Consider the following 21,764-nt stretch of genomic DNA (forward strand, 5'->3'; position numbering starts at 1 on the left):
GAAGGGAAGGGAAGAGGCGGCGGGGGCGGACTCCCGGTGTCAGCCGCCCCCACCACGGACGTAGGGGTTCCCCTGGGGCGGTACGTGGGGCAGCCCCGCCGGCGGCCCGGGCGGAGGCATCGGCGGAAGGCCCGCCGGATGCGTGGCCAGCCGAACGCCGTAGCGCCGCTTCAGCCGCCCCGTCTCCAGCAGCGCGATCGCCGTGACGGTGACGGGCGCGCCCAGGATGAAGACGATGCCCATGGTGAGGCCGAGCCCGTGCAGATCGCCGGTGACGAGGTCGGGAACGGCCATCAGCCAGGTCGTCACCGTGGCGAGCAGGGCCGGCAGCGAGCGGTGCACGGCGGCCGTGCCGAAGAAGTTGCCGGAGACCCGGATCGCCCCGGCGACCACGAAGACGAACAACCACAGCGTCACGAGTGCCAGGGGCAGGAACGCCGGCCCGCTCAGGGCGGTCGAGAACTGGAGCAGCGTGACCGTGGCGACGACCGAACCGATGAACAGCAGCAGCAGCTTCAGGCAGTTGAGGAGCTGCCCCCGCAACTGCCGCACGGTTCCGCCGCGCCGCCAGACGAACAGCATCACCCCGACGGTGAGCGGGGTGATGAACAGCAGTACGACGGAGGCGGTGAGCGCGTTCTCCATCAGCTCGTCGAAGGCGAACCCGCCCTCGACGAAGGTGTAGATCCCGAAGGAGGCGATCGCCCCGGCGATGACCCTGAGACGTTTGAGCCGCTCCACGGACGGGTCGACCGACTCCGGGATCCAGGCCGGGTGGAACACCGTCCACGCCACGTCCTTGGGCTTGAGGAAGGACCGGGCCGTCAGTCTGCCGCCGATCCAACTCCCGTGCGCTCTCGCCATGTTGCGCTCCCCCGAGCGATTGCCGCCATGATCGCTGGGGATTCTACGGGAAGCGGACGGCACCCTGCCGCCCGCTTCCCGTGCCCTGCTCACTGCCGTCCGCGCAGCTCCCGGTAGGTGGCGACGAGGGCCTTGGTGGAGGCGTCCAGGCCGGGGACGTCGGCGCCTTCGGTGAGGGCGGGTTCGACGCGCTTGGCGAGGACCTTGCCGAGTTCGACGCCCCACTGGTCGAAGGAGTCGATGTTCCAGACGGCGCCCTGCACGAACACCTTGTGCTCGTAGAGCGCGACGAGCTGGCCGAGCACGGACGGCGTGAGCTCGCGCGCGAGGATCGTGGTCGTGGGGTGGTTCCCCTTGAACGTCTTGTGCGGGACCAGTTCCTCCGGCACCCCTTCGCCGCGCACCTCGTCGGGGGTCTTGCCGAAGGCGAGCGCCTGGGTCTGGGCGAAGAAGTTGGCCATCAGCAGGTCGTGCTGGGCCTTGAGTTCGTCGCCCAGCTCGGCGACGGGCTCGGCGAAGCCGATGAAGTCCGCCGGGATGAGCTTCGTACCCTGGTGGATCAACTGGTAGTAGGCGTGCTGCCCGTTGGTGCCGGGCGTGCCCCACACCACCGGTCCCGTCTGCCAGTCGACCTCGCGTCCGTCCCGGCCGACGTACTTGCCGTTGGACTCCATGTCGAGCTGCTGGAGGTAGGCGGTGAACTTCGACAGGTAGTGCGAGTAGGGCAGTACCGCGTGCGACTGCGCGTCGTGGAAGTTGTTGTACCAGACGCCCAGCAGGCCCAGCAGCAGCGGCACGTTGGACTCGGCCGGGGCGGTGCGGAAGTGCTCGTCGACGATCCGGAACCCGTCGAGCATCTCCCGGAAGCGGTCCGGGCCGATGGCGATCATCAGCGACAGGCCGATCGCCGAGTCGTAGGAGTAGCGTCCGCCGACCCAGTCCCAGAACTCGAACATGTTCGCCGTGTCGATGCCGAAGTCGGCGACCTTCTCCGCGTTGGTCGACAGGGCGACGAAGTGCTTGGCGACGGCGGCCTCGTCCTTGAGGGCGTTCAGCAGCCAGGTCCGCGCGGAGGTGGCGTTGGTGACCGTCTCGATCGTGGTGAAGGTCTTGGACGCGATGATGAACAGCGTCTCCGCCGGGTCGAGGTCGCGGGTCGCCTCGTGCAGGTCGGCGCCGTCCACGTTGGACACGAACCGGAAGGTCAGCGAGCGGTCGGTGAAGGCGCGCAGCGCCTCGTACGCCATCGCGGGGCCCAGGTCGGAGCCGCCGATGCCGACGTTGACGACGTTGCGGATGCGCTTGCCGGTGTGGCCGGTCCACTCGCCGGAGCGGACGCGGCCGGCGAAGTCGGCCATCCTGTCGAGGACGGCGTGCACGGCCGGGACGACGTTCTCCCCGTCGACCTCGATCACCGCGTCCCGGGCGGCCCGGAGCGCGGTGTGCAGCACGGCCCGGTCCTCGGTGGTGTTGATCTTCTCGCCGCGGAACATGGCGTCGCGCAGCCCGAACACGTCGGTGGCGACGGCCAGCTCGCGCAGCAGCCGCAGGGTGTCGTCGGTGACCAGGTGCTTGGAGTGGTCGACGTACAGGTCACCGACCCGGAGCGTGTAACCGGTGCCGCGGCCGGGGTCGGCGGCGAACAGCTCGCGCAGCCGCACCTCGCCGAGCTCCTCACGGTGCTTGGCCAGTGCGGTCCACTCGGGCATCTGGTTGAGCCTGGTACGACCGTCTGCGTTCATCTCGGACTTCAGCCTTCTTCCTTGGGTGGCCCCGCTGTGTCCAACCTAATTGATCAGCGGTGAACGGAACGGAAGAAGAAGACGGAAGGAAACCGAAGCGGACCGGTCCAGATCGCGCCCCGCGGTTCCTAGATCTCGCCCCGCAGCTTGGCGAGCGCCTCGGCGAGAATGGCCTCGCCGTCCGCGTCGCTGCGCCGCTCCCGCACATAGGCGAGGTGCGTCTTGTAGGGCTCGGTGCGCGGCGGGTCCGGCGGGTTGTCGCGGTCCTGCCCGGCCGGGAATCCGCAGCGGGGGCAGTCCCAGGTATCGGGCACCTGCGCGTCGCTCGCGAAGCTCGGCTGTGTCTCGTGCCCGTTGGAGCACCAGAAGGAGATGCGCAGCCGGGGCGCGGACTCGCCGCGCTCGGCCTCGCCCATCGGGCCCGCCCCGACCCGGCTTCCCCGGATCGCGTTGCCACTTGCCACGGTCGTAACTCCCTGCGTGATGGTGCCGCGAAGCGAGTCGGCGTGCCGCTTCGCTGCGAGCGCCTCAGTCTACGTAAGGCCCAACGCACGTCCAGTGTGCGGAGTTACCGCCCCCGTATCCAGACGCAGGCCCCATGATAGGCCGCGCTCTGCTGCGCGTACCGAACATGGGGCCTTACGTGCGGAATGCTTGGGGAATGGGTGCGTGACGCGCCCTCGGGTCAGTTGTTCACCTTCATCATGATGCCGAGCACGACGATGCACGCGAACCAGAGCAGACCGACCACGAGGGTGATCCGGTCGAGGTTGCGCTCGGCGACCGAGGAGCCGCCGACGGAGGACTGCATGCCACCACCGAACATGTCGGAGAGGCCGCCGCCCTTCCCCTTGTGCATCAGCACCAGCAGCATCAGCAGCAGGCTGAAGACGATCAGGGCGATGGAGAACCCCATAACCACGGCTGGACCAACTTCCTCGGATTCGGATGGACGACGCGGGGCCCAGCGCAGTGCTGGACCCCGCAAGGGTACGACGGATCGGCCCTATGGCCTACTCCCGGCCCGTCGGTTCGCCTCCGGGGCGCTCCCGGTCGGTGTCGAGCCGTCGACCGTGCGGCTCACTGGTCGCGGAAACGAACGATCTTGACGAACTCGTCGGCGTCCAGCGAGGCGCCGCCGACCAGGGCGCCGTCGATGTCGGCCTGCGCCATGATCTCGGCGACGTTGCCGGACTTGACGGAGCCGCCGTACTGGATGCGGACCTTGTCGGCCAGCTCCTGGCCGTACAGCTCGGCGAGCTTGCCCCGGATGGCCGCGCAGACCTCCTGGGCGTCCTCGGCGCCGCAGACCTTGCCGGTGCCGATGGCCCACACCGGCTCGTAGGCGATCACGACCGTCTCGGCCTGCTCGGCCGGGAGGTCCTTCAGACCGCCCTCGACCTGGGCGAGGGTGTGGGAGACGTGGTTGCCCGCCTCGCGGACCTCCAGCTCCTCGCCGACGCAGAGGATGGGGGTGATGCCGTGCTTGTAGGCGGCCTTCACCTTGGCGTTCACGATCTCGTCGGTCTCGGCGTGGTACTGCCGGCGCTCGGAGTGCCCGACGGCGACGTAGGTGCACTTCAGCTTGGCCAGCATCGGGCCGGAGATCTCGCCGGTGTAGGCGCCGCCGTCGTGCGCCGAGATGTCCTGGGCGCCGTACGTGATCTTCAGCTTGTCGCCGTCGACCAGGGTCTGCACGGAGCGCAGGTCGGTGAAGGGCGGCAGGACGGCGACGTCGACGGCCTCGTAGTCCTTGTCGGCGAGGGCGAAGGCGAGCTTCTGGACGTGGGCGATGGCCTCGAGGTGGTTGAGGTTCATCTTCCAGTTGCCCGCCATCAGCGGCGTGCGGGTGGTCATCGGGGTCAGTCCTCCAGTGCGGCGAGGCCGGGGAGCGTCTTGCCCTCGAGGTATTCGAGGGAGGCGCCGCCACCGGTCGAGATGTGGCCGAATGCCTGCTCGTCGAAGCCCAGGATGCGGACGGCCGCGGCGGAGTCGCCGCCGCCGACCACGGTGAAGCCCGGGGAGTCGATGAGGGCCTGGGCGACCGCCTTGGTGCCCTCGGCGTAATCGGGGTGCTCGAAGACGCCCATGGGGCCGTTCCAGAAGACGGTGGCGGCGTCGGCGAGCTTCGAGGCGTACAGCTTGCGGGTCTCCGGACCGATGTCCAGGCCCATGTGGCCGGCCGGGATGGCGTCCGCGGCGACGTTGGTGGGGTGGGACGGCGCCTTGGTCTTCATGTCGGGGAACTCCGCGGCGACCAGCGTGTCGACCGGCAGCACCAGCTCGACGCCGTTCTTCTCGGCGCGCTCCAGGTACTCCAGGACGGCCGGGATCTGGTCCTCCTGCAACAGGGAGGTGCCGATCTCGTGGCCCTGGGCCTTGAGGAAGGTGTACGCCATGCCGCCGCCGATGAGGATGCGGTCGGCCTTGCCGAGCAGCTCGTCGATGACGGCGAGCTTGTCGGAGACCTTGGCGCCGCCGAGGGCGACGACGTAGGGCCGCTTGACGTCGTCGGTGAGCCTCTTCAGCACGCCGACCTCGGTGGCGATGAGGTGGCCGGCGTAGTGCGGCAGCCGCGCGGGGAGGTCGAAGACCGAGGCGTGCTTGCGGTGCACCGCGCCGAAGCCGTCGCCCACGTACGCGTCGGCGAGGGCGGCGAGCTGATCGGCGAAGGCGCCGCGCTCGGCGTCGTCCTTGGACGTCTCACCGGCGTTGAAGCGCAGGTTCTCGACGACCGCGACCTGTCCGTCGGCCAGTCCCGCGACGGTGGCGGTCGCGGACTCGCCGACGGTGTCGGTCGCGAACGCGACGTCGACGCCGAGGAGTTCACCGAGGCGCGCGGCGGCCGGGGCGAGCGAGAAGGCGGGGTCCGGGGCGCCCTTGGGACGGCCCAGGTGGGAGGCGACGACCACGCGGGCGCCCGCGTCGGCGAGGGCCTTGACGGTGGGCAGCACGGCGCGGATACGGCCGTCGTCGGTGATGGTGGTGCCGTCCAGCGGCACGTTGAGGTCGGCGCGGACGAAGACCCGCTTGCCCGCGACGCCTTCGGAGAGGAGTTCGTCGATCGTCTTCATAGAGGCTTCCTGGCTAGGGCTGGCTGGAGCAGCGTGTTCAGCGACGTGTTCGCTCGTGATCGCTCGTGATCGAAAGAGGGCGACCGTTCCGATACGTGCGTCAGGGCTCGGACAGCGCGTTGCCGCACCGGCCGAGCCCTGCACTCATATCAGGCTGCCCGCTGACCGATCAGAGCTGGTTGCCCACGAAGACCGTGAGGTCGACGAGGCGGTTGCTGTAGCCCCACTCGTTGTCGTACCAGCCGAGGATCTTCACCGACTTGCCCTCCTGGACCATGGTCAGGGAGGAGTCGAAGGTGCAGGAGGCCGGGTCGCCGACGATGTCCGAGGAGACGATCGCGTCCTCGGTGTAGAACAGGATGCCCTTGAGGTCGCCGTCGTCGGCGGCCTTCTTGAACGCGGCGTTGACCTCGTCCTTGGTGACCTCGCGCTGGAGCTCCACGACCAGGTCGGTGGCCGAGCCGGTCGGGACCGGGACGCGCATCGCGATGCCGTCGAGCTTGCCCTTGAGCTGCGGCAGGACCAGCGCGGTGGCCTTGGCGGCACCCGTGGTGGTCGGGATGATGTTCTCCGCGGCGGCGCGGGCGCGGCGCAGGTCCTTGTGCGGGAAGTCCAGGATGCGCTGGTCGTTCGTGTACGCGTGCACCGTGGTCATCAGACCCTTGACGATGCCGAAGTTCTCGTCGAGCACCTTCGCCATCGGCGCCACACAGTTGGTGGTGCAGGAGGCGTTGGAGATGACGTGGTGGTTCGCCGGGTCGTACTTGTCCTGGTTGACGCCCATCACGATGGTGATGTCCTCGTCCTTGGCCGGGGCCGAGATGAGGACCTTCTTCGCGCCACCGGCGATGTGCTTCTCCGCGTCCGCCTTCTTCGTGAAGATGCCGGTCGACTCGATCACGATGTCGACGCCCAGCTCGCCCCACGGGATGTCGGCCGGGTTGCGCTCGGACAGGACCTTGATGGTCTTGCCGTCGACGGTGATGGTGTCCTCGGTGTGCGAGACCTCCGCCTTGAGGCGGCCGAGGATGGTGTCGTACTTCAGCAGGTGGGCGGTGGTCGCGGTGTCACCCAGGTCGTTGACAGCCACGATCTCGATGTCCGCACCCTGCTCCAGCAGCGCGCGGAAGTAGTTACGACCGATGCGGCCAAAGCCGTTGATGCCTACGCGGATCGTCACGAACCGATCTCCTCGTTGGTACGCCGGCCCGATGTGCCGGCGAGCTGTATTTGGGATGTCCCCGACCACTGTCGACCCTACCTCTCCGGGGCCCCGGCCGTGACATCGAGTTGCCCCATACCCGGCAGGGCGGCCCGTACCCGTCAGTAGGGTGCGGACCGCCCCGTCTCACGCTCCGCCGTCACTCGATCTCGTCACGGAACGTCAGCGTGCGTTGACGCGAGGTGTCACCCGTCCAGGGCGGCCAGCGCCTTCCTCAGCAGCGCGGTCCGGTCGGCCGCGGAGGTGAGGTGCTCCAGGCCGAAGCCCAGCAGCACGGTGTCGCCGGTGGTGACCGCCCCGTAGGTCCGGAACAGCTCTCCGGTGCGCGTCCAGTCCTTCAGGACGGCCGGGCTGCCCGCGGGCGGTCCGGAGACCGTCCAGGCGCCGAGCGAGCTCTCGAAGCCCTCGGTGTCGGCCGCGGCGCCGCCGACCACGAGCGAGGCCTCGTCGGCGAGGACGCCGTGGCCGCCGCTGCCCGGGTCGGTGACGTAGGCGAGGGAGACCTCGACCGTCTTCCCTGCGTAGGCGCTCAGGTCGAACTCCACCTGCTGCCAGCCGCTGGAGGAGCCGGTGAGGCTGTTCCAGGAGCCGGTGGTGCCGGTCGCGGCGCAGCTGCCGTCACCCAGCGTCAGGTAGTGCTCCAGCCAGGGGTGCTCGCCCATGTAGAACCCGGCCGCGCACTCGGCCGGCACGGTGGTGCGGGTCGCGCCGCCGGCCTCGGGCAGGGTCGTCCAGTCGTCGGCGCCGGTGGTGTGCGCCTCGACGATGACGTTGTCGTAGCCCGGCTCGGTGTCCCACAGGAGCTGGGTGCGCAGGGTGGGCCGGTCGGCCGCGGCGGTGCCGGTGAGGTCGATGGTGCGGGTGAGGCGCTTGTAGCCGTCGTCGGTGTGCACGGCGGCGGCCATGGAGGAGCCGGCGTAGGGCCCGTACGGGTTGACCGTGCCGGGGAACTGTCCGGCGCCGGCGCTCGCGAACTGCGGGTACGTGTCGGCGGGCAGTTCGCCGGAGGTGACGCCGTAGGTGCCGGCCTTGTCCAGCGGGTTGCCGGGCGCGTCGCCGAGCGGGCCGGTGAAGCCGCCCAGGCCTCCGGAACCGGTGAACGCCGTGGCCCCCGGGGTGGAGGTGCGGGAGTAGGCGCCCAGGTAGTACTGGCCGAAGTCGTCGGACAGCGTGCCGCCGCCGAGGTCGACGCTGCCGCCGGCCTGCTCGCCCGCCTCGATCAGCCGGCCGCCCTCGTTGAGGAAGGCCCGCAGCTGGAGCTGGGTGGCGATGCCCGGGGTGGCGGCGCCGGTGTGGTGGACGACCGTGTGGAAGTGGCTCAGCACGCCGAGCGCGTCCGGGGCGCCCCGCTCGGCGACGTCCCAGACCGCCGCGCGGTGGCCGTTGGCCTTCAGCGCGTCGACGTACTTCTGGGTCTGGGTGGCCTTCGCGCCCTCCTCGGAGACGACGAGGACGTCCGCGCGGGGCCGTTCGGCGACGGTGTAGGTGAAGTGCTCGCTGGAGACGTCCCGGCCCCTGCGGGCCTCACCGGTGAACCACACCTCGACCTTGTCGCCCGGGTCCGCGTGCCTCACCTCGGCCCGGTACTCGTCGAAGTGGAGGTTGTCCTCGCCGCCGTACCGCTCGCCGCCCTTCCAGCGCCTGAGGTCCGCGTCGTGCGTACGGCCGCCGTTGACGCGGTACTTGAGCTCCTTGTCGCGTACGGCCTTGCGGACGACGACGGAGACCTCCTGGTCGCCGCCGCGCGCGTACGACGTGTCGAAGGCCGCCGGGGTGAAGTCCGCGGCCTCCAGGCCGACCGAGGAGGACGGCCGGTCGGGGTGGGCGGCGGACTCCGCGACGGAGAGCGCGAACGGGATGTTCTTCGCGAACTCCTGCTGGATCAGCCTCTCGTCGTCGGGGAAGTTGAAGCCCGACCGGCAGTCGCTCGCGTTCCACTCGTCGTCGGGGTCGGCTTCGGACACGGTCTGGCAGGTCGACATCTCGGGGGTGAACATCGCCATGCCGTTGACGTTGGCCGCGTGGCCGTCGGCCTCACCGTTGGTGGTGTACAGCTCGGAGGAGAGCTGCGGGTGGTAGCCGGGGATCGCGGAGTTGTCGGGCGTGCCGGCGAGGGCCTCGTAGAGGACGTCGTCGGGGGTCGGCGTGGCCACCTGCCAGCCGACCCCGTAGAGGAGGAGTTCGGCCGCGGAGTGGTAGTTGATGCCGTAGGTGAAGCCGATGCGCTTCTCGAAGGCGTCGATGGCCTTGGTCTCGGGCTCGGAGCCCGGCGACGCGCCGCGGTAGGTCTGGCTGGTGGGGTTGGGGGACGAGCCCTCGTCGTCGTAGCCCCACTTGTAGGGGAAGTTCCGGTTGAGGTCGACGCCGTCGCCGGTGCTGATGACGCCGTCGCCGTTGACGTCCCGCAGGTTCTTGCGCCACAGGCGGTTGTCGTCGTCGGCGAAGGTGTAGTCGTAGCCGTCGGGGTTGGCGGAGAGGACGAACCACAGTTCCGTGGTGTCCACGATCTTCTTGATCCGCTTGTCCGTGCGGTACGAGTCCAGGTAGTGGTGCATCAGCCGCCGGGTCATCTCCGGCGTGATCCACTCGCGCGCGTGCTGGTTGGACATGTAGAGGACCGAGGGCTTGGAGCCGTCCTTGGTCTTCCTGGCCTTCTTGGTGAGCTTCAGGGCGAGGATGTCCTGGCCCCTGACCGTCTTGCCGATGGAGACGACCTTGGTGAGGTCGGGGTTCTCCCGCGCGGTGCGCAGGATCTCCTCCCGCAGGCCGCCCGCTCCGCTGTACGGGCGGAACACGCCCTCGGCGGCGTCCTCGACGCGGGTCTCCGCGCGGGCGGAGAGCGTGTGCTCGGTGAGGTCGACGCCCTGTTCCTCCAGCTTCTCGGCCTGCCCCTCGGTGAGGTAGACCTCCACGGTGGCCGTGCCCTTGTCGGGCACCCGCTCACCGAGTTCGTGGCCGTCCTGCCCCGCCGCGAGCAGCAGGGACACCTGCTGCTCGGTGACGTCGGCGCGGAAGACCTTGACCTCGTCGGTGTCGGAGGCCGCGGGGTTTCCGGGTTGTGCCTGGGCGATGGGTGCGAAGCTCGCTCCGCCGATCAGGAGCGTGCCGACAGCGAGGATCGATCTCGCTCTGTGTCTCATGAGCCCCCCAGAGAGTGGTCCGCCACAGCAGCGAACAGATGCCAGGCTCATGACACAACATGATCGAGTCAAGGGTGCCGCCACGACACGCGAAAACCGGCGCCGGTCACCCGAGTGGGCGCCGACGCCGGTCCCCTGACCAGCCGTCAGACCATGAGCTTGTCGTCCAGCTCCTCGCCCAGGTTGGCCTCCGTGCCCGGGATGCCCAGGTCGGAGGCGCGCTTGTCGGCCATCGCCAGCAGCCGGCGGATACGGCCGGCCACGGCGTCCTTGGTGAGCGGCGGGTCGGCGAGCGCGCCCAGCTCCTCCAGGGAGGCCTGCTTGTGCTCCATGCGCAGCCGGCCGGCCGCGGCGAGGTGCTCGGGGACGTCGTCGGCGAGGATCTCCAGGGCGCGCTGGACGCGGGCGCCGGCGGCGACGGCCGCGCGGGCGGAGCGGCGGAGGTTGGCGTCGTCGAAGTTGGCCAGCCGGTTCGCCGTGGCGCGCACCTCGCGGCGCATCCGGCGCTCCTCCCAGGCCAGCACCGACTCGTGCGCGCCGAGCCGGGTGAGCAGCGCGCCGATCGCGTCGCCGTCGCGGACCACGACCCGGTCCACGCCGCGCACCTCGCGCGCCTTGGCGGCGATCGACAGCCTGCGGGCGGCGCCGACCAGGGCGAGCGCGGCCTCGGGGCCGGGGCAGGTCACCTCCAGGGAGGAGGACCGGCCGGGCTCGGTGAGGGAGCCGTGGGCCAGGAAGGCGCCGCGCCAGGCCGCCTCGGCGTCACAGGTGGCCCCGGAGACCACCTGCGGGGGCAGGCCGCGGATCGGCCGGCCGCGGCCGTCCACCAGGCCGGTCTGGCGGGCGAGCTGGTCGCCGCCCGCGACCACCCGGACGACGTAGCGCGAGCCGCGGCGCAGTCCGCCCGGGGCCATCACGATCAGTTCGGAGCTGTGTCCGAAGATCTCCAGGATGTCCCGCTTGAGGCGGCGGGCCGCCATCGCGGTGTCCAGCTCCGCCTCGATCACGATGCGCCCGCTCACCAGGTGGAGGCCGCCGGCGAACCGCAGGATGGCGGAGACCTCCGCCTTCCTGCAGCAGGTACGGGTGACGGGGAGCCGGGAGATCTCGTCCTTCACCGCTGCCGTCATCGCCATGGGCCGATCCTTCCATGCATCCGAAAAATACGGTCGTACGCGGCGGCCAACAGCTCCGGGTCGTGCCGGGGGCTTCCGTCGGGCCTGGCCACCGGGGCCAGCTCGACCGCGGCGCCGAACCGCTCGGCGGCATCGGTCAGGGAGTCGCGGTCGGGCACGGCGGCCTCGTCGGCCAGCACCACGTCCAGGGCGAGTTTAGGGGCGTGTCGTCCCAAAACCTCCAAATGACGCTGCGGGGAGAAGCCCTCGGTTTCTCCTGGCTGCGGCGCGAGGTTAAGGGAGAGTACCCGGCGCGCCTTGGTCTCGATGAGGGCGTCCAGCAGTTCCGGCACGAGCAGGTGCGGGATGACCGAGGAGAACCAGGAGCCGGGGCCGAGCACCACCCAGTCGGCGTCGAGGACCGCGGCGACCGCCTCGGGGACGGCGGGCGGGTCGTTCGGCACGAGGTGCACGGACTGCACCTCTCCCGGGGTGAGGGCGACGGTGGCCTGGCCGCGGACGGTGCCGATCTCGTCGGGCCGCTCGGGGTCGTGGCCCAGGACCCGGGCCTGGAGCTCCAGCGGCACGGCGGACATGGGCAGCACGCGGCCGTGCGCGCCGAGCAGCCGGCCCACCAGGTCGAGGGCCTGGACGTGGTCGCCGAGCTGCTCCCACAGGGCGACGATCAGCAGATTGCCGACCGCGTGCTCGTGCAGGTCGCCCTGGGACTGGAAGCGGTGCTGGATGACGCGGGCCCAGGTCTGGCCCCAGTCGTCGTCGCCGCACAGCGCGGCCAGGGCCTTGCGCAGGTCACCGGGCGGCAGCACGCCCAGTTCGTCGCGCAGGCGCCCGCTGGAGCCGCCGTCGTCGGCCACGGTGACGACGGCGGTGAGGTCGCCGGTGATCCGGCGCAGCGCGGCGAGCGAGGCGGACAGGCCCATGCCGCCGCCGAGGGCGACGACCTTGGGCTGGGCGCCCCGGCGGCGCGGTCTCGCGCCACGGGTCTCGGCCGGCCGGCTCGCGCGCCCCTCGGGGACCGCTCGGCGCAGCCGGCTCAGCCGCGGAGTACGTGGTGTCATTCCCGTCCCATGTCCCGGTGGACCACCACCGTCTCCACGCCCTCGGCGACGAGCCGGGCGGCGAGCTTCTCCGACATGGCGACCGACCGGTGCTTGCCGCCGGTGCAGCCGACGGCGATGGTCACGTAGCGCTTGCCCTCACGGCGGTAGCCCGCGGCGACCAGCCGCAGCATCTCCGCGTACCGGTCGAGGAACTCCTTGGCGCCGGGCTGGTTGAAGACGTACGACGCCACCTCCTCGTTGAGACCGGTGTAGGGGCGCAGCTCGGGGACCCAGTGCGGGTTGGGCAGGAACCGCATGTCCACGACCAGGTCGGCGTCGACCGGGAGGCCGTACTTGAAGCCGAAGGACATGACGGTGGCCCGCAGCTCGGGCTCCTCCTCGCCGGCGAACTGGGCGTCCATCTTGGCGCGCAGCTCGTGCACGTTGAGGCTGGAGGTGTCGATCACCAGGTCGGCGTCGCCGCGCAGCTCGCGCAGCAGCTCCCGCTCGGCGTCGATGCCGTCGACGATGCGGCCGTCGCCCTGCAGGGGGTGCGGGCGGCGCACCGACTCGAAGCGGCGCACCAGGGCGTCGTCGGAGGACTCCAGGAAGACGGTCCGCCGGGTGACGCCCCGCGTGTCGAGGTCGGCGAGGGACTCGCGGAGGTTGTCGAAGAAGCGCCGGCCGCGGACGTCGACGACGACCGCGATGCGCGCCACGTTGCCCTGGGAGCGCGCGCCGAGCTCCACCATGGTGGTGATCAGCGCGGGCGGCAGGTTGTCCACGACGAACCAGCCGAGGTCCTCCAGACACTTCGCGGCCGTCGAACGGCCGGCCCCGGACATGCCGGAGATGATCACCAGCTCGGGGATGGCCGCCTCGGGCACCCCGGCCTTTTCCTTGCCCGTACTCACCTGTGCTCCGTCGTCCTGGTGGTCGGCGGTCCGGTCGGTGCCGTCCCCGCCCGCCTCCTGCTGTGTCCGGTCCCGCTCCGGCGCGGGTCCCGTCTCGTGCTCGGTCATCGCTCCTGCCCCCGTCGTTCGTCCGGGGCGCCCGTGGTGACGGGCTCCCCGGGAGAACCCGTCGCCTGCCCGGGTTCCTCCGTGTCATCCATGATCTCGTCCGTGTCGTCCAGGATCTCGCCCGTCGCCGTGTTCACGGCGGGGGCGGCGGGTGCCGCCCGCTCGAGGGCCGCGACGATCGTCTCGGCCGTCTTGCGGCCTATGCCCGGAACCTCGCGGATCTGGTCGATTGTCGCCGACCGCAGCCTCTTCACCGAACCGAAGTGCTTGATCAGCGCCTGCTTGCGGGTCTCGCCGAGGCCGGGCACGTCGTCCAGCGGGCCGGCGCGGAAGCGCTTGGCGCGCTTGGCGCGCTGGTAGGTGATCGCGAACCGGTGGGCCTCGTCGCGGACCCGCTGGAGCAGGTAGAGGCCCTCGCTGGTGCGCGGCAGCACCACCGGGTCGGTCTCGCCCGGCAGCCAGACCTCCTCCAGCCTCTTGGCGAGGCCGCACACGGCGATGTCGTCGATGCCCAGCTCGTCCAGCGCCCGCCGGGCCGCCGCGACCTGCGGCGCGCCGCCGTCGACGACGACGAGCTGCGGCGGGTAGGCGAAGCGTCTGGGGCGGCCGTCGTCCTCCGTGAGGGTGTTCCCGGGCGGTTCGGCGAGGCCTCCGGAAGGCCCTTCGGCTCCGGGGTCCTCGCCGTCGGTCCACTCCCCCGTGCGCTCCTTCTCCGCGAGGTAGCGCCGGAAGCGGCGGGTGATCACCTCGTGCATGGAACGGACGTCGTCCTGTCCCGCGAAGCCTTTTATCTGGAAGCGGCGGTACTCGCTCTTGCGGGCCAGTCCGTCCTCGAAGACGACCATGGACGCCACCACGTCGTCGCCCTGGAGGTGCGAGATGTCGTAGCACTCGATCCTGAGCGGGGCGCTGTCCAGCTCCAGGGCGTCGGTGATCTCCTCCAGCGCGCGCGAGCGCGTGGTCAGGTCGGAGGCGCGCTTGGTCTTGTGCAGCACGAGCGCCTGCTGGGCGTTGCGCTCCACGGTCTCCATCAGGGCCCTCTTGTCGCCGCGCTGCGGGATGCGCAGGGACACGCCGGAGCCGCGCCGCTCCGTCAGCCACTGCTGGACCGGCTCCACCGGGTCGGGCAGGGCGGGGACCAGGACCTCCCGGGGGACCGCGTCACCGGTCTCCTCGCCGTAGAGCTGCTGCAGCGCGTGCTCGACGAGGGCGCCGGTGGTGATCTCCTCGACCTTGTCGGTGACCCAGCCGCGCTGGCCGCGCACGCGTCCGCCGCGCACGTGGAAGATCTGGACGGCCGCCTCCAGCTCGTCCTCGGCGACCGCGATCAGGTCGGCGTCGGTCGCGTCGGCGAGCACGACCGCGCTCTTCTCCATGGCCTTCTTCAGCGCCCCGATGTCGTCGCGCAGGCGCGCGGCCCGCTCGTACTCCATCTCCTCGGCCGCCTCCGTCATCCGCCGCTCCAGGCGGCGCAGGTAGGTGCCCGTGCGGCCGGCCATGAAGTCGGAGAACTCCTCGGCCAGCGCGCGGTGGTCCTCGGCGGAGATGCGGTCCACGCACGGCGCCGAGCACTTGTCGATGTAGCCGAGCAGACAGGGGCGGCCGGTGCGGGCGGCGTTCTTGAAGACCCCGGCCGAGCAGGTGCGCACCGGGAAGACGCGCAGCAGCAGGTCCACGGTGTCCCGGATCGCCCACGCGTGCGTGTACGGACCGAAGTACCGCACGCCCTTCTTCTTGTGACCGCGCATCACCTGGACGCGCGGGAACTCCTCGTTCATCGTCACCGCGAGGTACGGGTAGCTCTTGTCGTCGCGGTACTTGACGTTGAACCGGGGGTCGTACTCCTTGATCCAGGAGTACTCCAGCTGGAGCGCCTCGACCTCCGTGGACACCACCGTCCACTCCACGGACGCGGCCGTGGTGACCATGGAGCGGGTGCGCGGGTGCAGCCCGGCCAGGTCCTGGAAGTAGTTCGCCAGGCGTTGGCGCAGGCTCTTCGCCTTTCCGACGTAGATCACCCGGCGGTGCTCGTCGCGGAACCGGTAGACCCCCGGCGAGTCGGGGATCTCACCCGGTTTGGGGCGGTAGCTGGAGGGGTCGGCCATGTCTCACACCCTACTGGCGGGGACCGACACCGCGGCGGGCCTGTGGACGGCGGGGCTCGGCCGGGTCCGGATGGGTTACGGCGTGCGGGAAGCGGGAAGGTGGGGGTTCCGTCCCTCGGATGATCGGCGGACGGCCACGAGGGCGGTCACGAGTCGGAGGGCTGGTCGGATGCGACGGACGCGGATCGAGAAACCACGACGGCCGGCCCGGACCCGCCGGTACGCGGACGAGACGTCCGGCGTCGCCGACTCCCTCGACCCGCGCGATCCCGACATCGTGCGCGCGAAGCGCCTGCGGGCGCGGCCGGCGGGCGGGGACGGGGCCGGCGCGCCGTAGGGAGGGCGCGTGCCGCCGTCGTGGGCCGCCGTTGGGCGTCAGGTGTTGTCGGGACTTGGTCAACACGCTTCAATGCGGGGGAACTCCGGGCCCTGAACGACGGCGTACGGATGTGAAGACTCCGCCCCGCCGGCGGGGGCGGCTCCGGGGTGCCCGCGCGACGGCCCGACCAGCCGTCGCGGACTTCACAGAAAGGCCCCTGCATGCCGCACGCCACACCGCACGCGGACCTCGTCACCGCGGAACTGGACTCGGCCCTGCAAGGCGGCCCCTTCCACGTCGCCCTGCGCGCGGCGATCGCCGCGCGGGGGCTGCCGTTGCAGCGGGTGCAGCACCATCTGTCGCGCCACGGCGTGAAGGTCGGCGTCACCAGTCTGAGCTACTGGCAGCAGGGCGCCCGCCGCCCGCAGCGCCCGGAGTCGCTGCGCGCCGTACGAGCGTTGGAGGAGATCCTGCAACTGCCGGAGGAGTCGCTGATCCGGCTGCTCGCCGAGCCGGACGAGCACACGGCGGACCGCCACTCCCCCGGGCGGTCCTACCGCTCCCTGGTCGAGGCCTCGGGCGTACGGGAACGGCTGCTGGCCGAATCCGGCGCCCCGCGCGACGGCGGGCTGCACACCCTGGGGCACCACGAGCGGATACGGATCGGGGCGCGCCGCGAACTGGCGGAGCGCGAGTCGCACCACATCGTGCGCGCCCACCTGGACGGCGTCGACCGCTATGTGGCCGTCCACCACGGCGACCCCGGTGCCGTGCCGGCGCGGATGACCGTGCGGGCGCTGGAGAACTGCCGTACCGGGCGCGTGCTCCGGCACCACGAGACCGGGGTGCTCGCGGCCGAGCTGCTCTTCGACACCCGGCTGCGGGCCGGTGACACCTTCCTCTTCCGCTACGCCGTCGAGGACGGCACGGCGGGCGTCTCGCGCGAGTACGTGCGCGGGGCGGAGTCCCCCGGCGGACAGTACGCGCTCCAGGTGTGCTTCGACTCCGGGACGCTCCCGGCGCGCTGCCACCGGTTCACCCAGCACTCGGCGGCGGCACCGCGCGGCGGCCGTCAGGAGCTGGTGCTCAGCGGGCGGCACCGCTCGGTGCACCTGGTGGAACCGCGCGTGCGCTCGGGTTACGTGGGGATCGCCTGGGACTGGGAGTGACCCCGGTCAGGTCTGCGGCCTGACGACCAGCGTGCCGTTCTTCACCTCGACGGCCAGCGTCTTCAGGGGGGCCACGGCCGGCTCGCGCAGCACCTTGCCGGTGGCGGCGTCGAACTCGCTGCCGTGGCAGGGGCAGATCAGCTTCGTGCCCTCGAGCTTGTTGATGGGGCATCCCGCGTGGGTGCAGACGGTGTTGTACGCCTTGAGGGTGCCGTCCCCGCTCCGGCTGACCACGACGTTGTGGTCCCGGTACAGCTTCGCGCCGTCCTCGGCGACCTCGCTCTCGGGACCCAGCTCGACGGGGCCGGTCAGCGGGGCGGCGCCCTCCTCGGTGCTTCCGCACGCGGCGAGGCCCAGGCCGGCCACGGGGGTCAGGGCCGCGCCCCGCAGGACGGTACGGCGGGTCGCGGCGGGTCGGCGGGCGGGCATGAGGGCTCCACGGGTGGGACGGCGGTGCGCGGGTGGACATCGGGGACGATACCGGGAGTGATCGTTCCGGCTGTGGGCGGGGGCTGTCGTGGGGGGGGCCGGGCAGGCGTTCGCAAGCGTTTACGCACGTCCGGCGGATGGGATACGGTCCCCACCCGAGAGGCGGCGCGTGGTGCACGGCTGTGCGGAGTCGGCGGGTCGTGGAGCCCGGCCCTTCGGAGACCTTCGGAGACCTTCGGGGAAGGGAACCCTTCGTGATCGTCGTGGCCGGTGAGGCACTGATCGACCTGGTACCGCGCGGCGCGGGCGCGCTCGCGGCGCTGACGCCGGCGCTCGGCGGCGGCCCGTTCAACACGGCGGTGGCGCTGGGCCGCCTCGGCTCCCCCACCGCGTTCTGTTCCCGGGTGTCGCGCGACGCCTTCGGTACGGCGCTGCTGGACCGGCTGCGGGAGACCGGCGTGGACGTGTCGTCGGTGCAGCGCGGCGACGAGCCGACGACGCTGGCCGTCGCCACGGTCGGCACGGACGGCTCGGCGGCGTACTCCTTCTACGTGGAGGGGACCGCGGACCGCCTGTTCACGGCCCCCGGCACGCTGCCGGCCGGCACCCGCGCGGTGTCCTTCGGGACCTGCTCCCTCGTGCTGGAACCGGGCGCGAGCGCGTACGAGGAGCTGATGCGCACCGCCTCCGCGCGAGGCGTCTTCACCGCGCTGGACCCCAACATCCGGGCGGGTCTCATCCCCGACGCCGACGCCTACCGGGCCCGGTTCTGGAGCTGGCTGCCGTCGGTGTCGCTGCTGAAGCTGTCCGCGGAGGACGCCGAGTGGCTCGGTGGGTCCCCGAAGGAGTGGCTGGCGGCCGGTCCGGCGGCGGTCGTGGTCACCCGGGGCGGGGACGGGCTGTCCGTGTTCACCCGCGACGGCGGCGAGTACGCCGTGCCGGGTGAGCGGGTCGAGGTGGTGGACACGATCGGCGCCGGTGACACGGTGAACGCGGCGCTGCTGCACGGACTGGCGGTGCGGGACGCGCTCAGTGACGCGGGGGTGGCCGCGCTGGGCGGCGAGGGCTGGGCGGGCCTGCTCGGCTTCGCGGCGCGTGCGGCGGCGGTCACCTGCTCACGCGCGGGCGCGGAACCGCCGTACGCCCACGAACTGGAGCCGGAGGCCGTCTGACGCACGCACGCGCCGTACCGCACGGGGGTTCCGTGCGGCACGGCGCGTGGGGGTGCCGTGACTTCGCCCGGTATCAGTCGTTGACCCAGCGGCAGGCGTGCTGGGTTTCCCCGCCGACGCGGGGGTGGTCCGTTCCTTCGGGAGATCCTTGGATCCGAGCGTATGTTGTCCCCGCCGTCGCGGGGTGCGCCAGGTTCCAGCCGCCTGCTTCTATCGCTTGGTTGCCGCCTTCCGTCGGCCGGCAGTCTTCTTCACCGGCGCCTCCACAGAACGTGCGGCATCGCTGATCTTCCCCGGCTCCAGGATTTCCCGCAGGAACTTGCCCGTGTGGCTGGCCGGGACGCCGGCGACCTGCTCCGGGGTGCCCTCCGCGACGACCAGGCCGCCGCCGGAACCGCCCTCGGGGCCCATGTCGACGACCCAGTCGGCGGTCTTGATCACGTCGAGGTTGTGCTCGATGACGATGACCGTGTTGCCCTTCTCGACCAGGCCGGACAGGACCTTCAGCAGCTTGCTGATGTCCTCGAAGTGCAGACCGGTGGTCGGCTCGTCCAGGACGTAGACCGTGCGGCCGGTGGAGCGCTTCTGCAGCTCGCTGGCGAGCTTCACGCGCTGTGCCTCGCCGCCGGACAGGGTGGTCGCGGACTGGCCGAGCCGGACGTAGCCGAGACCGACGTCGTTGAGCGTCCGCAGGTGGCGGGCGATGGCCGGGACGGCCTCGAAGAAGTTCATGGCCTCTTCGATCGGCATGTTCAGGACGTCGGCGATGGACTTGCCCTTGTAGTGGACCTCCAGGGTCTCCCGGTTGTAGCGGGCGCCGTGGCAGACCTCGCACGGGACGTACACGTCCGGGAGGAAGTTCATCTCGATCTTGATGGTGCCGTCGCCCGCGCAGTTCTCGCAGCGGCCGCCCTTGACGTTGAAGGAGAAGCGGCCCGGCATGTAGCCGCGGACCTTCGCCTCGGTGGTCTCGGCGAACAGCTTGCGGACGTGGTCGAAGACACCCGTGTACGTCGCCGGGTTGGAGCGCGGGGTGCGGCCGATGGGCGACTGGTCGACGTGGACGACCTTGTCGACGAGGTCGTCGCCGTCCACCCGCGTGTGCCGGCCGGGGACGCTGCGCGCGCCGTTCAGCTCGCGGGCGAGGTGGGTGTACAGGATGTCGTTGACCAGCGTGGACTTGCCGGAGCCGGACACACCGGTGACCGCGGTGAAGACGCCCAGCGGGAAGGACACGTCGATGTCTTGCAGGTTGTTCTCGCGGGCGCCGTGCACCGTGAGCCGGCGCGACGGGTCGTGCGGGCGGCGGATGTCGGGCAGCGGGATGGCCTTCTTGCCGGACAGGTACTGGCCGGTCTGCGACTCGGCGTTGGCGAGCAGCTCCTTGAGGGAGCCGCTGTGCACGACCTTGCCGCCGTGCTCGCCGGCGCCGGGGCCGATGTCGACGATCCAGTCGGCGACCTTGATGGTGTCCTCGTCGTGCTCCACGACGATGAGCGTGTTGCCCATGTCGCGCAGCCGGACCAGGGTCTCGATCAGCCGGTGGTTGTCCCGCTGGTGCAGGCCGATGGAGGGCTCGTCGAGGACGTAGAGCACGCCGACGAGTCCGGAGCCGATCTGGGTGGCCAGGCGGATGCGCTGGGCCTCACCGCCGGAGAGCGTGCCCGCCGCGCGGTTGAGCGAGAGGTAGTCCAGGCCGACGTCGACCAGGAACCGCAGCCGCTCGTTGACCTCCTTGAGGACGCGCTCGGCGATCTTCTTGTCGCGGGCGGTGAGCTTCAGCTCGCCCAGGAAGTCCGCGCAGTCGCTGATGGACATCCCGGAGACCTCGGCGATGGACTTGCCCATGACCGTGACGGCGAGGACGACCGGCTTGAGCCGGGTGCCCTCGCAGGCGGGGCAGGGCACCTCGCGCATGTAGCCCTCGAAGCGCTCGCGGCTGGCGTCGCTCTCGGCCTCGCTGTGCCGGCGCTTGACGAAGGGGACGGCGCCCTCGAAGGCCGTGGTGTACCGGCGCTCGCGGCCGTAGCGGTTGCGGTAGCGGACCTCGACCTGGGTCTTGTGGCCGTGCAGCAGGGCCTTCTTGGCGCGCTGCGGCAGGCCGGCGAAGGGGATGTCGGTGCGGAAGCCCAGCGCCTCCGCGAGGGCGCCGATCAGGCGGCCGAAGTAGTCCTTGGTGTGGCCGTGCGACCACGGGTGGATGGCGCCCTCGTCGAGGCTCTTGTCCGGGTCGGGGACGATCAGCTCGGGGTCGACCTCCATGCGCGTGCCGATGCCGGTGCACTCGGGACAGGCGCCGAAGGGCGAGTTGAAGGAGAAGGAGCGGGGCTCCAGCTCCTCGAAGGACAGGTCGTCGTACGCGCAGTACAGGTGCTCGGAGTACATGCGCTCGCGCTCGGGGTCGTCCTCGGGGAGGTCGACGAAGTCGAGCACGACCATGCCGCCGGACAGGCCGAGGGCGGTCTCGACGGAGTCGGTGAGGCGGCGCTTGGCGCTGTCCTTGACGGTGAGGCGGTCGACGACCACCTCGATGGTGTGCTTCTCCTGCTTCTTCAGCGTGGGCGGGTTGGAGAGCTGGACGGTCTCGCCGTCCACCCGCGCGCGGGAGTAGCCCTTGGTCTGGAGGTCGGCGAACAGGTCGACGAACTCGCCCTTGCGCTCGCGCACCAGCGGGGAGAGCACCTGGAAGCGGCTGCCCTCCGGCAGTTCCAGGACCTTGTCGACGATGGCCTGCGGCGACTGGCGTGCGATCGGGCGGCCGCACTCGGGGCAGTGCGGCTTGCCGATGCGGGCGAAGAGCAGGCGCAGGTAGTCGTAGACCTCGGTGATGGTGCCGACCGTGGAGCGCGGGTTGCGGGAGGTCGACTTCTGGTCGATGGAGACCGCCGGGGACAGGCCCTCGATGAAGTCGACGTCCGGCTTGTCCATCTGGCCGAGGAACTGCCGGGCGTACGAGGAGAGGGACTCCACGTAGCGCCGCTGTCCCTCGGCGAAGATCGTGTCGAAGGCCAGCGAGGACTTGCCCGACCCCGACAGGCCCGTGAAGACGATGAGCGAGTCGCGCGGGAGATCGAGCGAGACGTTCTTGAGGTTGTGCTCGCGCGCTCCACGGACGATGAGACGGTCGGCCACGCCGGTCCGCACCTTTCTTGAGAGAAGTGACAGGGGCGGGGCCCCCGTCTTTCTCAGACTAGGGGGAGCCACTGACAACGCCGGTTCGGATTCACGGGTTGTCAACAAACCCCGGCTCTCCAGCATGCCCGACGCCGAACACGACCATATAGCACGTGCATTCGATTTAGGGCGCGGCTCCATCACCTTCACCCGATG

The 21,764-nt window shown here is 70.9% G+C and carries 17 protein-coding genes; 3 read left to right on the top strand and 14 right to left on the bottom strand.

Annotation, left to right across the window (positions count from 1 at the left end):
• Positions 1-39: 39 nt before the first annotated feature.
• The 12 genes from ACZ62B_RS28210 to uvrC all read right to left on the bottom strand — a co-directional run bounded on the left by ACZ62B_RS28210 (position 40) and on the right by uvrC (position 15,345).
• Positions 40-864: a hypothetical protein gene (locus tag ACZ62B_RS28210; protein ID WP_344564100.1), complete on the bottom strand. Its 825-nt coding sequence runs from the start codon at positions 862-864 to the stop codon at positions 40-42.
• Between the two features lie 89 nt (positions 865-953).
• On the bottom strand, positions 954-2,606 hold the full coding sequence (gene pgi, locus ACZ62B_RS28215) for a glucose-6-phosphate isomerase (RefSeq protein ID WP_344564102.1): 1,653 nt from the start codon (positions 2,604-2,606) through the stop codon (positions 954-956).
• Positions 2,607-2,734: 128 nt separating this feature from the next.
• Positions 2,735-3,070 (bottom strand): RNA polymerase-binding protein RbpA, encoded by a 336-nt coding sequence (locus ACZ62B_RS28220; RefSeq protein WP_003957010.1) that lies wholly within the window; start codon positions 3,068-3,070, stop codon positions 2,735-2,737.
• 221 nt (positions 3,071-3,291) lie between these two features.
• Positions 3,292-3,522 (bottom strand): preprotein translocase subunit SecG, encoded by a 231-nt coding sequence (gene secG, locus ACZ62B_RS28225; protein WP_107017639.1) that lies wholly within the window; start codon positions 3,520-3,522, stop codon positions 3,292-3,294.
• A 164-nt stretch (positions 3,523-3,686) separates the two neighbouring features.
• Complete coding sequence (tpiA, locus tag ACZ62B_RS28230; RefSeq protein ID WP_073937115.1) at positions 3,687-4,463, bottom strand: triose-phosphate isomerase; 777 nt, start codon at positions 4,461-4,463, stop codon at positions 3,687-3,689.
• Positions 4,464-4,468: 5 nt separating this feature from the next.
• Positions 4,469-5,680: a phosphoglycerate kinase gene (locus tag ACZ62B_RS28235; RefSeq protein ID WP_344564104.1), complete on the bottom strand. Its 1,212-nt coding sequence runs from the start codon at positions 5,678-5,680 to the stop codon at positions 4,469-4,471.
• 169 nt (positions 5,681-5,849) lie between these two features.
• Positions 5,850-6,860, bottom strand: a complete 1,011-nt coding sequence (gene gap, locus ACZ62B_RS28240; RefSeq protein WP_087809970.1) for a type I glyceraldehyde-3-phosphate dehydrogenase — start codon at positions 6,858-6,860, stop codon at positions 5,850-5,852.
• Positions 6,861-7,087: 227 nt separating this feature from the next.
• Positions 7,088-10,042 (bottom strand): M14 family metallopeptidase, encoded by a 2,955-nt coding sequence (locus tag ACZ62B_RS28245; RefSeq protein WP_469692554.1) that lies wholly within the window; start codon positions 10,040-10,042, stop codon positions 7,088-7,090.
• A gap of 146 nt (positions 10,043-10,188) precedes the next feature.
• Positions 10,189-11,178, bottom strand: a complete 990-nt coding sequence (gene whiA, locus ACZ62B_RS28250; protein ID WP_073937119.1) for a DNA-binding protein WhiA — start codon at positions 11,176-11,178, stop codon at positions 10,189-10,191.
• On the bottom strand, positions 11,169-12,236 hold the full coding sequence (locus ACZ62B_RS28255; protein ID WP_344564108.1) for a gluconeogenesis factor YvcK family protein: 1,068 nt from the start codon (positions 12,234-12,236) through the stop codon (positions 11,169-11,171). Before ACZ62B_RS28255 ends, whiA begins: the two co-directional genes overlap by 10 nt.
• Positions 12,233-13,240: an RNase adapter RapZ gene (gene rapZ / locus ACZ62B_RS28260; RefSeq protein ID WP_344564110.1), complete on the bottom strand. Its 1,008-nt coding sequence runs from the start codon at positions 13,238-13,240 to the stop codon at positions 12,233-12,235. The genes ACZ62B_RS28255 and rapZ overlap by 4 nt, the downstream gene beginning before the upstream one ends.
• Positions 13,237-15,345, bottom strand: coding sequence for an excinuclease ABC subunit UvrC (uvrC, locus tag ACZ62B_RS28265; protein ID WP_344564112.1), 2,109 nt, complete (start codon positions 15,343-15,345; stop codon positions 13,237-13,239). The genes rapZ and uvrC overlap by 4 nt, the downstream gene beginning before the upstream one ends.
• Positions 15,346-15,514: 169 nt before the next feature.
• On the opposite strand from uvrC, the gene ACZ62B_RS28270 reads away from it, so the two are divergent.
• Positions 15,515-15,682 (top strand): hypothetical protein, encoded by a 168-nt coding sequence (locus ACZ62B_RS28270; protein WP_344564114.1) that lies wholly within the window; start codon positions 15,515-15,517, stop codon positions 15,680-15,682.
• Between the two features lie 203 nt (positions 15,683-15,885).
• Complete coding sequence (locus ACZ62B_RS28275; protein ID WP_344564116.1) at positions 15,886-16,833, top strand: hypothetical protein; 948 nt, start codon at positions 15,886-15,888, stop codon at positions 16,831-16,833.
• Between the two features lie 6 nt (positions 16,834-16,839).
• Here the strand turns inward: ACZ62B_RS28275 and ACZ62B_RS28280 are convergent, their stop codons facing one another.
• Positions 16,840-17,262: a Rieske (2Fe-2S) protein gene (locus ACZ62B_RS28280; protein ID WP_344564118.1), complete on the bottom strand. Its 423-nt coding sequence runs from the start codon at positions 17,260-17,262 to the stop codon at positions 16,840-16,842.
• A gap of 254 nt (positions 17,263-17,516) precedes the next feature.
• Here ACZ62B_RS28280 and ACZ62B_RS28285 point away from each other — a divergent pair, with 254 nt between their 5' ends.
• Positions 17,517-18,434, top strand: coding sequence for a carbohydrate kinase family protein (locus ACZ62B_RS28285; RefSeq protein ID WP_344564122.1), 918 nt, complete (start codon positions 17,517-17,519; stop codon positions 18,432-18,434).
• A gap of 210 nt (positions 18,435-18,644) precedes the next feature.
• Here the strand turns inward: ACZ62B_RS28285 and uvrA are convergent, their stop codons facing one another.
• Positions 18,645-21,566 (bottom strand): excinuclease ABC subunit UvrA, encoded by a 2,922-nt coding sequence (uvrA, locus tag ACZ62B_RS28290; RefSeq protein ID WP_469692558.1) that lies wholly within the window; start codon positions 21,564-21,566, stop codon positions 18,645-18,647.
• Positions 21,567-21,764: the final 198 nt, after the last annotated feature.

This window comes from Streptomyces sp. NPDC053426, from assembly GCF_055585405.1.

Excerpts from the sequence above, each read along its gene's own strand:
- ACZ62B_RS28210 (WP_344564100.1), bottom strand. The coding sequence starts at position 864 with ATGGCGAGAGCGCACGGGAGTTGGATCGGCGGCAGACTGACGGCCCGG.
- pgi (WP_344564102.1), bottom strand. The coding sequence starts at position 2,606 with ATGAACGCAGACGGTCGTACCAGGCTCAACCAGATGCCCGAGTGGACC.
- secG (WP_107017639.1), bottom strand. The coding sequence starts at position 3,522 with ATGGGGTTCTCCATCGCCCTGATCGTCTTCAGCCTGCTGCTGATGCTG.
- tpiA (WP_073937115.1), bottom strand. The coding sequence starts at position 4,463 with ATGACCACCCGCACGCCGCTGATGGCGGGCAACTGGAAGATGAACCTC.
- ACZ62B_RS28235 (WP_344564104.1), bottom strand. The coding sequence starts at position 5,680 with ATGAAGACGATCGACGAACTCCTCTCCGAAGGCGTCGCGGGCAAGCGG.
- ACZ62B_RS28245 (WP_469692554.1), bottom strand. The coding sequence starts at position 10,042 with ATGAGACACAGAGCGAGATCGATCCTCGCTGTCGGCACGCTCCTGATC.
- whiA (WP_073937119.1), bottom strand. The coding sequence starts at position 11,178 with ATGGCGATGACGGCAGCGGTGAAGGACGAGATCTCCCGGCTCCCCGTC.
- ACZ62B_RS28255 (WP_344564108.1), bottom strand. The coding sequence starts at position 12,236 with ATGACACCACGTACTCCGCGGCTGAGCCGGCTGCGCCGAGCGGTCCCC.
- rapZ (WP_344564110.1), bottom strand. The coding sequence starts at position 13,240 with ATGACCGAGCACGAGACGGGACCCGCGCCGGAGCGGGACCGGACACAG.
- uvrC (WP_344564112.1), bottom strand. The coding sequence starts at position 15,345 with ATGGCCGACCCCTCCAGCTACCGCCCCAAACCGGGTGAGATCCCCGAC.
- ACZ62B_RS28270 (WP_344564114.1), top strand. The coding sequence starts at position 15,515 with ATGCGACGGACGCGGATCGAGAAACCACGACGGCCGGCCCGGACCCGC.
- ACZ62B_RS28275 (WP_344564116.1), top strand. The coding sequence starts at position 15,886 with ATGCCGCACGCCACACCGCACGCGGACCTCGTCACCGCGGAACTGGAC.
- ACZ62B_RS28280 (WP_344564118.1), bottom strand. The coding sequence starts at position 17,262 with ATGCCCGCCCGCCGACCCGCCGCGACCCGCCGTACCGTCCTGCGGGGC.